Source organism: Eisenbergiella tayi, assembly GCF_001881565.1.
GTDB classification, from domain to species: Bacteria; Bacillota; Clostridia; order Lachnospirales; family Lachnospiraceae; genus Eisenbergiella; species Eisenbergiella tayi.
In genome coordinates this window covers 255,833-268,701 of record NZ_MPDJ01000003.1, presented here as the reverse complement: position 1 = coordinate 268,701, position 12,869 = coordinate 255,833, and the positions used below count along the sequence as shown (strand labels likewise).

Below are 12,869 nucleotides of genomic sequence, written 5' to 3'. Positions count from 1 at the left end.
TTTCCTCCTTTATCAAAAATTCTCTGTCTTCGCCGCCCTCCAGCCGCGGTATCGGCGCAATACTTCCGTATTATCTCTAATAGTATCAATACCTGGAAAGGAAAACAACTCACAAGATTTTATCTTCCCTTTGAAATAATGTTTCCATGCGCACAATATTTTTATATTTATTAAGAATGATGTACGCAGATATGGACGGAAAGCGCTCCGTTCCGCTCTTTTCCGGTATACCTGAGCGAGCGCTTCCTCTTACTTCTCTTTTTTACGCACAAAAAAGCCCCGTCAGATATTCCAACGGGGCGTATCGCAAAAATTCTGTCAGCGTTCTTCCTGCAAACAGGAAATAAGGGCCTGAGGATTGATAACATGAAAGGTGCAGCTTTGACTGCCTCCCGGCTGCATGCGGGTAATTTCCGTGGATGTCTCCATAGCCGCATGGTAAAACTCCTCCGGGGTCATATCCGGCCTGACCTGGCAGCAAAGTGCATAAACTCCTGCCACATAAGGCACAGTCCAGCTCCAGCCTCCATCGGCATAATAAACATATGTATCTCCTGACATATCCGCTGTGGTACGTCCGTCCATGGGAACCAGAAGGGAATTGGCAAACATATCCGGGCTGGACCACTGCCAGGCACCCAGCGTGTAATTATCAACAGAATCCGGATCAGCAGCGGGATCTATTTTCCCCAGCCCCGCAAAGGGCGCTTCTGTCTGATAATCGGAAAAGAAATCGTAATTCTGTTCCGTGGAAGTGGTAAGCACAAATATCCCTTCCTTTTTGGCCCTCTCCACAGCGTCAAGCATCACCTGCAGCCGTTTATCCTCTTCCTCATCTCCGGTAAAATCATAGCCTCTGGCTATGGCAATCACCCGTATTTTATCGTTTTCAGGCAATGTCTTGTTCACCTCAATAATCCGGTCAATCACGCGGGCATATTCCTCCCATGCAAGATTATTTTCCCCGTCCTCTTTCCAGCTTAACACATTATCCAATCCCCAGAAGTACAGCTTCGCATCCGGAGCCACACCGCAGCTGTCTCCCACAGACAGAGAAGCAAGCGCGGCAGCATGCATGGAACCCGTCTGATTCGGTGTGACATGCATTTCTTCATAAAGAGCCAGCTTGGACGCATATTCCGGATGTCCGGTATAAAGGACCTGATCGATCACCGCGATAGATACGCCCTTTCCCGTGATCCCCTGTTCATGCAGGGCTTCCACACCCAGTCCGGGCTTTTTCCCTGCTTCCAGATATTCTTTGGCAGGAAAGGTATCCGACATTTCTTCCGGGAAAACCGTCTCTTCGTTAAAGGTAATATTGGGAACACAACCCTCCAGAAGCGCCTTCTCCTTTTTGTCCATATTTCTGCAGTCATACCAGCGGATATCCGCCATATCTTCCTTCAGAGAAATATATTCCTCTCCCCGGTATATCCGAATCTCCTCCGAAGGCCCCACCTGGCGGGCAAGGCCGCTTCCTGTTTCCGTCAGGCTGTCCGTAAACTCTTCCTTATCCGATGCGGTATTTCCCGGCTCTTTTCCGCAGGAAATACAGAATGTCACCATAATAACCAGCATAATAATCATCAGGTATCGTTTCATTTTTGCTCCTATCTGTGCTTTTTGCGCACGTATACGGCTGAAGCCGTATACAAATCAGGAAGGCTGGAAGGAGCTTCCCTGTTGTTTTTTGTTCTACTGCAGTAGAATGTCTTTCATTCATTCTATTACAGTAAAATAGAATTGTCAAGCTCTTCCTGCTGCTGATTTTACCCTCTGATTTTTCCAAAAATAAAAAACTCCTGTACCTTTTCGCACAGGAGTTCTTCTTCATATAACCTTATTCTTCCATTTCAAGAAGCATTTCTTCCACAATCCCGGCCGCTTCCGCAACCAGATGGCTGCAGGGCCTGGATGCATAATATTCCGCCGTTCTTGCAGAAGGCTTCGCACTTTCTTCCCGCTGCATTCCGGCAGACATTCCCAGAAGCTCACGGCAGATTATGCTGCCTCTTCTCTCACGGAAGGCATCGCTCATTTTCCGCACCATTTCATAGGAACGGGTCTTCGCTTCCTCATCGGCAGGATCCGTATTGCCCATTTTCAGGCCGGAAAGCATGGCCATAGCCGATACAGTACCGCATACTTCACGCATCCGTCCCACACCGGCACCCATTGGCCCGGCAAGCTTCAATGCCGTCTGCCTGTCCATTCCGAAGATATCTGCATAGGTAACAAAAACAGACTGGGCACAGTTAAAGCCCGATTCAAACATATTAACTGCATCCTGTATCCTGCTTTTCATCTTCATTCCGCCTTATTTGCCTTTACCGCAGCATTTCTTGTATTTCTTTCCGCTGCCGCAGGGACAGGGATCATTGGGATATACTTTTTTATCCTTCACGATAGTTGTGGAAGATTTCTGTTCCTTATAAAGATCCTTCCTCGTATCTTCGTCAAAGATATCGTTCCACTCTTCCAGCTCATACAGCCAGTCAGCACCTGCCGCTACCATATTTTTATACAGAAGGGCTTTATCAAATCCAAGGCTAACCTGGGTATCCTCTTCCATTTCTTCAATGGGATTGGATTCCACAAGGCTGTCGTCGATTCCATCCAGGAAACCGGTCATGGTCATGATATCCACATCATATTTTTCAGCCAGTTCCTTTACGGTACCTGTAACCACCTCGTCAGGATTCTTTAAAAGCTGGGCGTAGATCTCTTTTTCCTTTTCAAAATATACCGCCCAGAGTCTCTGCAGATCTGCTTTGTTGGCTGTTTCAGAGTAAGCCATTGCTCTCCATTGTTCCAATAATGCCATTTTTATCACCTCGTCCATGTATTTTCACCGGTCAGGACCGGTTCTTTTATTCAGCATTGCTTTCTTAAGCATTGCTGCTGCAGGATTAGCCGCATCTTTCTTTGCTGACGCTCAGAATAGAAATAGTATATAACAAAATGGCGGTAAAGTCCAGCGGGTCATTGCATACTGTGGGTGGTGGTGGGTGGGCAGAAGAATCTCCTTGTGTCCCTCTCCCTGCCGGAGAAAATCCGGGACGCCCCAGGCAGGGAGAGGGACACAAGGAGATTCTTCTGCGGGGAAGGGTGTCGGAGTCGGGAGGTAAAAAAGATACAGGTGGGTATAAGGGAATACAATACTATGTGAGAGAAAAAACTTGTTGCTTTCGCTATCTTGGCGGCTATACAGGCTTATTGGAGAGAAGAAAAATATACATCTTGATGGTAAAATGTGTAAAATAAAATAATGGTAAATTTTAGTTTTGAGAGGTTGGGAAGATGGCTCGTTGGCAAATAAAGATTTAGTTCGCGGAGAACCAATACCCAATGGTTTATATCATATGGTATGTGAAATCTTAGTTCGCCATACGGACGGCGATTATTTGCTCATGCAAAGAGATTTCCGCAAACCAAATTTCGGTGGATATTATGAGGCAACCGCTGGTGGTTCTGCGTTAAAAGGTGAGGACAAGATTACTTGTGCGAAACGGGAATTGTTTGAAGAAACGGGTATTACAGCGATTTCATTAGAGGAAATAGGCCGGTATATTTCCCATGATACAATTTACTATCAATTTCTTTGTATTACGGATTGTGGCAAAACAACAGTGTCACTTCAAGAAGGTGAAACAGCAGCATATAGATGGCTGACAGAAAATGAATATATTGCTTTTGTCAATTCTGTCCATATGATACCAGTTCAAAAAATTCGCTATGCTGATTTCTTGAAAAAGTTAGGATATATACAAAGTTAAATGGCGATTTATAAGGGTTTGGGATGAGGCCAGCAAGCAAAAACGCGGCGCATGATTAAGGGAAGGGGTAAAAACTTTCAATGCTTTTTGTTTTATTCGGTGCAGCGTCCTTAGCTTTTCCAGCAAATGGATTGACTAAAATCGTCGGTTTTGTTATAATGCAGGAAACCGACGATTTTAGTCAATAAGGGAGGGATATTATGCAGGATACGGAAAAGCATACTTTGATAGTAAATGCCGCCGCTGCTTTATTTGCAAAGTATGGGTATAAAAAAACTACAGTTGATGAAATTGTAGCAGAAGCGGGTATATCAAAAGGGTTATTCTATCATTATTATCAAAACAAAAAGCAGGTCTATCTTTATATTTATGATACTTATACTGCGGCTTTAAGCGAGAGTGTGGGAAAGGAGGTTGATACAAGCAATACGGACTTTTTTGACAGGTTGAAGCAGATTTCGCGTTTAAGGATAGCATTTATCAATCAATTTCCTGATTTATGGAATTTCTTATATTCTGCATATTATGAACAACACCCGGATGTAGCCTTTGAGATAAAAGATAAAAACAAAGAGCTTTTACAAAAAAGCTATGCGGGGGTTGCTGTTAATATTGACTGGTCAAAGCTGAAAGAAGGGGTTTCTCCCAACACTGCTATTGCTGCTGTCACGTGGCTTGCAGAGGGTTTTGTGCGTGAAGTCAATAGTCATGGGTTAGTCTTTGATGAAAAAATTTATTCTGAATTTGATAAGTATATCGAATTGTTAAGAACCGGAATTTATAACCCGGAGAATGGAGGCTGATTATGCCATACTTTGAAAACTCAGGCGCAAAGCTCTATTTTGAAGAAACAGGTTGTGGCAATCCATTGATTTTTCTGCATGGTGCCGCATGGGATATGCACCAGTGGGATGAACAGATAAGATATTTTTCTAAAGATTATAGGGTAATCGCTTTAGATGCCCGTGGTCATGGAAAATCATCCCTCCCTCCGGGAAAAGTGTCACCCGATATATTTTGGCGGGATGTAGTTGCGATGATGGATTTTCTGAGTATTCCAAAAGCAGTCATTTGCGGTCTTTCCATGGGAGGGCACGTTGCCATTCAGACAGCAATTTTTGCGGCGGAGCGAGTTGAGAGTATTATACTGATAGGAGCGATATGTACCAACCGGTTTAATAATTATGAACGAATTGTTCTTCCGATTAACCGCTTTTCCTTACGTCTTATGCCTATGAGTTGGATTGCATGGAGTATATCTGCGGGTATGGGAAATTTTAACCCCGAAGCCAAACCGTATATCCGCAGGGTTGTAGGCAGTCTCAATCATGATGCTTTTAATCGTGTTTGGAAGGCTGTAACAAGTATGGAGAGCAGGGACGGACTGTCAAAGATCACTTGCCCTGCTTTAATTCTTATTGGTGACCATGACAGCATGACACGGCGGCAGCAGCAATACATTCATGAGCATATCCGAAATTCAAGTTTAGTGATAATTGAAAATGCACATCATGGTACTAATCTGGATAATCCGGAACAGGTGGAAAAAGAAATAGAAAAATTTTTATTGAAATCTGTATAGTCTTCTTTCAGCGGGGCATACTGTTATTATCATCGGAACCCCCTCCTTTGATGATTCATGAATCGGATGGTTTATTTTCCGGTTTGTGATTACGCAAGATAAATAATTACTTATCCTCCCATTACGGGGAGGATTCCTCCCCTAGTTCAGGATCCCGTCTGCAGCAGCAGTGCTGCAGGCGGGATTTTGCTTTTTGGGAATGGATACGGCGGCGTTTTTCAGTCACTGATTACGATGGTACTGCGTTTATGTGATTTGTAATATTTTTCATTGATTTTACAATTGCAGGCGCAATTATATCATTGCCCTTTCAGCGTCAATGATATATCATTAGATAAGAACTAGACAAACTTGCAAAGTGAGGTAATTCTTATGAAGCTCAACACAAAACGGACTATTCTGGTAGGTCTGGCTTTTCTGTCTATCAGCGCTTTCTGGCAGCTGTATGACAGCATTATTCCGCTGATTCTCAAGAACACTTTCCACATCAGCGATACTGTTTCGGGCGGTATTATGGCTATGGATAATGTGCTGGCGCTGTTTATGCTTCCATTTTTCGGAAGTCTTTCCGATAAGGTACATACCCGTCTTGGAAGGCGTACGCCTTTTATTTTGTGCGGGACGGCGGCGGCGGTTATTGCAATGCTGTTTCTGCCTTTTGCTGATAATATTGTTTCTCTTGGGCTGTTTGTGACCGCGCTGTGTGTTACGTTGGTTGCTATGGGGAGTTATCGTTCGCCGGCGGTTTCGCTTATGCCGGATGTTACGCCAAAACCGCTTCGTTCCAAAGCAAATGCCATCATTAATCTGATGGGGGCCGTCGGCGGGGTTATCTCTCTGATTTTGATATCTACGCTGATTCCTAAAACAGGAAAGCCCGATTATTTCCCTATTTTCCTTGTTGTGGCATTGGTTATGGCCGCCTCTGTACTGATCCTGCTTTGGAAAGTCAAGGAAAATCCTTTGCGGGAGGAGAGGGAAAAAATTGATCTTGCTTTGGACATTGAAGAAGGTACGGTTCAGGAGGAAGGTACGGTCAGCGCACCGATGGCTCCTGAGGTCAAGAGGAGTCTGATACTTATATTGATTTCCGTTTCCTTCTGGTTTATGGGTTATAATGCGGTTACTACGGCATTTTCCAAATATGCCCAGATTTACTGGGGGATTCAGGGCGGCGGTTTTGCCAACTGTCTGCTGGTGGCTACGATTGCGGCTATTTGTTCTTATATTCCTGTGGGAGCTATTGCATCCCGTATCGGCCGTAAAAAAACGATTTTGGGGGGCGTTGTATTGCTGGCGTCCATGTTTGCACTGGGTGCGACCGTAAAGGAATATCATGTGTGGATCAATGGGCTGTTCGCGCTGGTCGGCGTGGCGTGGGCTGCCATAAATGTCAATTCCTATCCTATGGTGGTGGAAATGAGCAAGGGAAGTGACATCGGCAAATTTACCGGTTTTTATTATACTTTTTCCATGGCCGCGCAGATCGTTACTCCTATTCTTTCCGGTTTTCTGCTGGAACATGTAGGATATCATACGTTATTCCCTTATGCTGCCCTTTTTGTAACCGCAGCCTTCTTTACCATGCTGTTCGTAAAGCATGGAGACAGCAAGCCAATTCCTAAAAAGAGCAAGCTGGAAGCTTTTGATGTGGATGACTGAGGAGATAAAAATGGATAAAAAGAAAAAAACACCAAAACAAATAGCGGCCCTGATATGTGTAGGGCTGCTGGTATTGCTTTATGTCGTTACCCTGGTTGTGGCTTGCCTGAATTTTCCCGGCGCAGACCGGCTGTTCCAGGCCTGTCTGGTGGCGACTGTGGGGCTTCCTATTCTTTTATGGATTTATATGTGGCTGTATGGAAAGATGAAGGACAGGTTTAAGGAACAGGATTCGGAAGAGTAACAAAAAACGGAAGCGGCAATATCCCTTCTCCGCTTCCGTTTTTGTTACTCCTGTATTTTATTGCTTTTTCCTATATTCCTGAAAGAATCTCCTTCAGCAGCCTTAACGCCCCGGTATCCCTGCCGCGGCATAAGCGTATTTATGAATTGCTTTCTGCAGGCTGTGCCTCATACTTCCACACCCAGCTTTTTCAGTTCTTCCTGCGCCTCTTCATAGCTCCGGAAAAGTATCGTATGTATGCCGAACCGGGCTGCCGCGTCCAGATTGGGCTGCATATCATCAAGAAACACACATTCTTCCGGCTTCAGTCCATACCGTTCCAGCAAAAGGCTGTAAATAGCGGGATCCGGCTTTATCACCCCGTCCTTATAGGAAAGGATCCCTCCGTCCACATATTCCAGGAAATCAAGGGCATCGCCGTTTTCACGCCTCACCTTATCGGAGAAATTGGACAGCACCAGAACCTGATAGCCGGCTTTTTTCAGAGCCTTTATCCAGGGAATCGCATAATCCGCCTTTGTCACTATGCCATGGAGGCTCACATAGATTTCCCTGAGCTCCTTTTCCACGGAAGGGTCATTGCGTATAAAGCCCTCCAGCATTTCTTCATCACTTAAGAATCCTTTGTCAAATTCATGCCAGAATGGGTTATCCACCGTTGCCTTCCCCACGCGTTTCTCGATTTCCGGAGGGAAGCCGAAGCTGTGAAGGAAATTCTTCCATCCGAAAACGGTGAGGACATTTCCGATATCAAAAATAATAGTCCGTATCATTCCTATTCCTTTCTGTACTCTTCCGTCTGTATTAATTCCAGCAGCCTGCGGGCCGCTGCGGACAGCAGGTTCCCTTTTCCCGTCACCACGCAGAAATGGCGCCTTGGAATCATTTTGTTAAAACGCAGTTCAAAAAGTCTGCCGCTTTCCAGATATTCCGCGGCAAAATCCCTCACTACATTTCCGATGCCCAGGCTGCGCAGGGCAAACTGTACGATCATATCGCTGGTCGCCAGTTCGAATTCCGGATTGATGCGCACGCCGTTTTCGGCCAGAAAAGAATCCATGCAGCTTCTTGTGCTGGTATTCTTCTCCAGGGTGATGAGAGGCAGGTTTTCCAGGTCATGTAAATCCAGTGTTTTATTTTTATACTGGAAAAACTGTCTTCCTGCCACAAAAATATCTTCTATTTCCCGGACGGTCTCGCTGTGTACGCCCTCGCCTGAAAAGGGGGTGCTCACCACGCCGAAATCGATTTTCCCGCTTTTCAGGAATACCAAGGTTTCCGGCGTCGGCGCATTGGTCACCATAACCTTTATGCCCGGGCAGAGCTCATGAAAACGTTCCAGATAAGGGAGGAGATAAAAGCGAAGGGTCATATCGGAAGCTCCGATGCGGATTTCTCCCAGCTCCAGATCCATCATCTGTTTCAGCTTCTTTTCCCCCATTTCAATCTGCTCATAGCCCCCGGCCACATAGGAATAGAGCAGTTCTCCCTCTTTGGTCAGCTTCACTCCCTTGGCGCTGCGTACAAAAAGCTTGACCCCCACCGATGTTTCCAGAAGCTTGACGGACTGGCTCACGGCGGGCTGGCTGATGGAAAGTTCCTGGGCCGCCAGCGTAAGGGAACCGCAGCGGGCCACATGATAAAAAACCTTATAATATTCCAGATTCTGAACCACCGCTGCTCCCTTCCGGCTGATCCTGCCGCCGGCAGGACTGCTTCATGACTGTCGTTTCCCGATGCTTTCAATCTTTATGGCTGAACACTGCCGATTATTTTTCAAGCGTACTCTTTCTGTAAATAATATCATCTCTTCCCGGGCCGTTGCTCACCATGGTAATGGGATAGCCGATGTGCTTCTCCACAAATTCTATATAATTCCGGCAGTTTTCCGGCAGTTCCTCATAGTTTTTGATTCCCCGGATATCACATTTCCAGCCGGGCAGGGTTTCCAGAACCGGTTTTGCCTTTTCCAGCTTCCACGTCACAGGGAAATCCGTGGAAACCTCCCCGTCCACATCGTAGCCCACGCATACCGGGATCTCATCGAGATAGCCCAGCACGTCCAGCACGGTAAAGGCCACATCCGTGGTTCCCTGGAGACGGCAGCCATATCTGGAGGCCACACAGTCAAACCAGCCCATACGGCGGGGACGTCCTGTGGTCGCTCCGTATTCGCCGCCATCGCCTCCGCGGCGTCTTAATTCATCCGCTTCTTCGCCGAAGATTTCCGATACAAAAGCTCCCGCGCCGACAGCGGAGGAATATGCCTTGCAGACTGTAATAACCTGCTTAATTTCATAAGGAGGGATTCCCGCTCCGATAGCGCCGTATGCAGCCAGTGTGGAGGAAGAAGTAACCATGGGGTAAATCCCGTGATCCGGATCCTTCAGGGTTCCCAGCTGGCCTTCCAGCAGGATATTTTTTCCATCCTTGATCGCCTGATCCAGATATGCGGAGGTATCGCATACGTAAGGGGCTATCATTTCCCGATACTCCATCATCGTAGCATACAGCTCTTCCACATCCAGCTTCGGCTTATGGTATAAATGCTCCAGAAGCACATTTTTTGTCTCGCATACACTGGCCAGCTTGGTTTTCAGCCCGTCCTCGTCAAACAGCTCGCAAACCTGAAAGCCGATCTTTGCATATTTATCAGAATAAAAAGGTGCGATGCCCGATTTGGTGGAGCCGAAGGATTTGCCTCCCAGGCGCTCCTCTTCATATTGATCAAACAGAATATGGTAAGGCATTACTACCTGTGCCCTGTCTGATACCAGTATTTTAGGCATAGGCACATTTTTTTCCGTAATGGAACTGATTTCCTTGATAAGCACCGGAATATTCAATGCGACGCCGTTGCCGATAATGCTTGTGGTATGTCCGTAAAAAACACCGGAAGGAAGTGTGTGAAGGGCGAATTTTCCATAATCGTTCACAATCGTATGCCCCGCATTTGCACCACCCTGGAAACGGATGATGATATCTGCCTCTTTGGCCAGCATATCCGTGATCTTGCCTTTTCCTTCGTCACCCCAGTTAGCTCCTACAACTGCTTTTACCATTTCTTTATTCCTCCTAACTATTCCGCTCCCGCAGGCGATGGATAATATCGTCCGCCGGGCGCACACACAGGAAAACCGCCTTTGGGCCTGTTTTCTGTTTTTGTCAATAAAAAGCGGGCTTTTACAAACCCATTGTAAAAAACCCGCTTTCTACGTCTTTTACTTAATGATTATATATTATTATATACCATAAGTAAAATCAATATTTATTATGTTCGGAATAAGTTAAGCTTATGTTAATTCATTAATCATAAAGGTTGGGAGCAATCTTGGGATCGTCCATGTTTTCTGCGGTATACCACTGGCAGCCTGTGTCAACATCACTTACGGGCTCGCCTTTGATGGCTTTCACACACAGTTCAACGGTCTTGTAGCCAATCTGAAGAGGATCCTGGGTAACAGCGCCAGCCAGCTTGCCGTCTCTTACAGCGGTTTTGATAAGAACGCCGGAGTCAAATGCTACACCGATTATGTCTTTGCCCAGCTTGCCGATATTGGCATCGCCGTTGATGAGGCCTTCTCCTGAGAACTGGTTGGAACCATAAATGCAGATGGTATCCGGTTTGTTCAGCAGATTCTGTGCATCTACGGAGGACAGGTCGGCACTTACGGAAGCGGGAACTGCAACGTCGATAATAACGTCTGCGCCGTCAACCTTGTTCGCCCATTTGTCATGTCCTTCTACGGAAACGGTCTTGCCGTCAGCTTCCAGAAGGGTTTTCATCTTGTCAACGAAGCCTGAGCCACGCTGTACGATGGATTCGGAGTTGGCTTCCTGGTTCATAACGCCGATTCTGACAGTACCGGTTGCGGAAGCTACTTTATCTTTAATCAGTTTGTAGGTTTCGTCTGCTGCAAGCTCGCCTGCCGCATAGTTGTCGGTTGCCGCATTGGCTGCAATAGCTCCTTCAGGAGCGCCGGGTACACCGGAGTCAAAACCGATAATCGGAATGCCGGCTTTCTGGATTTCCTTAATGGTATCCAGACAGGCTTCGGTATCCAGGGCTGCCAGGCCGATTGCAGGCGGATTGTTATTGAAAGCATTGTTCAGCATCTGTACCTGCTGTGCGATATCAGATTCGGTATCCGGTCCCTGGAAATCAATTTCCACACCGTATTTTTCAGCGGCTTCGTTAGCGCCCTGGAGAACTGCCTGCCAGAACTGATGCTGGAAGCCCTTGGATACCAGATAAATCTTTCCTGTTATTTCTGCGGAAGCCTCCGCTGTGTCCGCGGTTGTTTCTGCTGCATCCGCAGATGCGGCAGGAGCTTCCTCCTTGGACTCTGCCGGTGCCGGAGCCGCTGATTCTGCCGGAGCCGATGTACCGGCACTGTTTCCGCAGCCGGCGAGCATACTCGCCACCATGGCTGCACCTAATACGATACTGAGTAATTTCTTTTTCATGTAAAACCCTCCTTAAAATTTGTTATACCCCCGGCAGCTTTTCCGCCGGTTTTGTAATTACAAGCCTTCATTCTTCTTTTTATTTGGAATAAAAGGCATTATAAACAGGAACTGTCAGGCTTTTTTCTTTTTCTGCCTGTTCATGACATCCATAAATACCGCGAATACCAGTACGACACCGGTAACCGCCTGCTGCCAGTTGCTCTGCAGCCCTACAAAAGGAAGGCCGGTTTTGAGTACGGACATGATAAACACACCAATCAGGGTACCGGAAATCGTTCCGTAGCCGCCGCTCATGGAGGTTCCGCCGATTACTACGCCTGCGATGGCATCCAGTTCGAAACCGCCCCCGCCCCCGGGCAGGATGGTGGAGTAGATGGATGCATAGGCCAGACCGGCCAGACCGGCCAGCGTGCCGCTGATAATATAGGCCAGAGTACGCCATTTGGCAATGTTGACGCCGGAAAGCCTTGTCGCTTCACTGTTGCTGCCCAGAGCCACGATATAACGTCCGGGCCGTGTCTTATTCAGCACGATGGAAGCGATAACAGCCACGATGATTAAAAGGATAAATCCGGTAGGTATCAGCACTCCGTTCTGATTGATTTTGAAAATGTTGCGGAACCAGCCTTCCGCCTGGCTGGACTGCGGCCAGGTAACGCTCTGCGCCTTGGTAAAAATGGAACCCAGGCCCTTGGAAAGCATCATGGAACCCAATGTTGCGATAAAGGGCGGCAGGTGCATGTAAGATACCATCAGGCCGTTCACCAGGCCGAACAGGCTGCCGATGAGGATACATACCAGAAGGCCGAGGGCCACCGGCAGATGGTATTTGGTAATCAGCTGTCCGGAAATCAATGCGGAACAGGTGAGTACGGTGCCGATGGAAAGGTCAATACCATCGGAAGTGATGGCAAAGGTAACGCCGATAGCCATCAGTCCTATGTAGTAGGATGCGTCAAAAATGTTTACCAGTGTGGCATAGGAACGGAATGCCGGATTGATAAACCCAAACACCAGATAAATAATAATCAGGGCCAGCAGGGCTATCAGCCTCTGGGTTCCCACGGACTTTGCAAATTTTGCAAGAGGGTTTTTCTTTACGGCCCCCTCCGTATTTGTTATTTTAGCCATT

13 protein-coding genes are annotated in these 12,869 nt (G+C 46.9%); 5 read left to right on the top strand and 8 right to left on the bottom strand.

The annotated features are described in order from the left end of the window. Positions 1-318: 318 nt before the first annotated feature. From BLA28_RS12480 to BLA28_RS12470, 3 genes are all read right to left on the bottom strand, one after another. Positions 319-1,605, bottom strand: coding sequence for a S8 family serine peptidase (locus BLA28_RS12480; protein ID WP_069158994.1), 1,287 nt, complete (start codon positions 1,603-1,605; stop codon positions 319-321). Between the two features lie 238 nt (positions 1,606-1,843). Next, positions 1,844-2,308: a C-GCAxxG-C-C family protein gene (locus BLA28_RS12475; RefSeq protein ID WP_207647407.1), complete on the bottom strand. Its 465-nt coding sequence runs from the start codon at positions 2,306-2,308 to the stop codon at positions 1,844-1,846. Between the two features lie 12 nt (positions 2,309-2,320). Next, positions 2,321-2,827, bottom strand: coding sequence for an SEC-C metal-binding domain-containing protein (locus BLA28_RS12470; RefSeq protein WP_071699247.1), 507 nt, complete (start codon positions 2,825-2,827; stop codon positions 2,321-2,323). A gap of 484 nt (positions 2,828-3,311) precedes the next feature. Here BLA28_RS12470 and BLA28_RS12460 point away from each other — a divergent pair, with 484 nt between their 5' ends. The 5 genes from BLA28_RS12460 to BLA28_RS12440 all read left to right on the top strand — a co-directional run bounded on the left by BLA28_RS12460 (position 3,312) and on the right by BLA28_RS12440 (position 7,267). Next, on the top strand, positions 3,312-3,779 hold the full coding sequence (locus BLA28_RS12460; RefSeq protein ID WP_242880649.1) for an NUDIX hydrolase: 468 nt from the start codon (positions 3,312-3,314) through the stop codon (positions 3,777-3,779). Positions 3,780-3,979: 200 nt separating this feature from the next. Beyond that, a complete protein-coding gene (locus tag BLA28_RS12455) occupies positions 3,980-4,582 on the top strand; it encodes a TetR/AcrR family transcriptional regulator (RefSeq protein WP_069158991.1) in 603 nt (200 codons plus the stop codon). Between the two features lie 2 nt (positions 4,583-4,584). Next, a complete protein-coding gene (locus BLA28_RS12450; protein WP_069158990.1) occupies positions 4,585-5,361 on the top strand; it encodes an alpha/beta fold hydrolase in 777 nt (258 codons plus the stop codon). A gap of 372 nt (positions 5,362-5,733) precedes the next feature. Continuing rightward, entirely contained in the window at positions 5,734-7,023 is a 1,290-nt protein-coding gene (locus tag BLA28_RS12445) for an MFS transporter (RefSeq protein WP_044967280.1), read from the top strand. A gap of 10 nt (positions 7,024-7,033) precedes the next feature. Then, positions 7,034-7,267 carry a hypothetical protein gene (locus BLA28_RS12440; RefSeq protein ID WP_069159152.1) on the top strand — a complete coding sequence of 78 codons (234 nt, stop codon included), beginning with the start codon at positions 7,034-7,036 and terminating at the stop codon, positions 7,265-7,267. Positions 7,268-7,434: 167 nt separating this feature from the next. Here BLA28_RS12440 and BLA28_RS12435 read toward each other — a convergent pair whose 3' ends face one another. The 5 genes from BLA28_RS12435 to BLA28_RS12415 all read right to left on the bottom strand — a co-directional run bounded on the left by BLA28_RS12435 (position 7,435) and on the right by BLA28_RS12415 (position 12,868). After that, positions 7,435-8,040, bottom strand: a complete 606-nt coding sequence (locus BLA28_RS12435; protein ID WP_069158989.1) for an HAD family hydrolase — start codon at positions 8,038-8,040, stop codon at positions 7,435-7,437. 2 nt (positions 8,041-8,042) lie between these two features. Further along, on the bottom strand, positions 8,043-8,942 hold the full coding sequence (locus BLA28_RS12430) for a LysR family transcriptional regulator (protein WP_044967278.1): 900 nt from the start codon (positions 8,940-8,942) through the stop codon (positions 8,043-8,045). A 94-nt stretch (positions 8,943-9,036) separates the two neighbouring features. Further along, positions 9,037-10,329 (bottom strand): adenylosuccinate synthase, encoded by a 1,293-nt coding sequence (locus BLA28_RS12425; protein ID WP_069153837.1) that lies wholly within the window; start codon positions 10,327-10,329, stop codon positions 9,037-9,039. A 244-nt stretch (positions 10,330-10,573) separates the two neighbouring features. Continuing rightward, the gene (locus BLA28_RS12420) at positions 10,574-11,734 is read right to left on the bottom strand and encodes a substrate-binding domain-containing protein (RefSeq protein ID WP_069158988.1); all 1,161 of its coding nucleotides are present in this window, start codon (positions 11,732-11,734) and stop codon (positions 10,574-10,576) included. Positions 11,735-11,848: 114 nt separating this feature from the next. Next, positions 11,849-12,868, bottom strand: a complete 1,020-nt coding sequence (locus BLA28_RS12415) for an ABC transporter permease (protein WP_069158987.1) — start codon at positions 12,866-12,868, stop codon at positions 11,849-11,851. Position 12,869 lies beyond the last annotated feature (1 nt).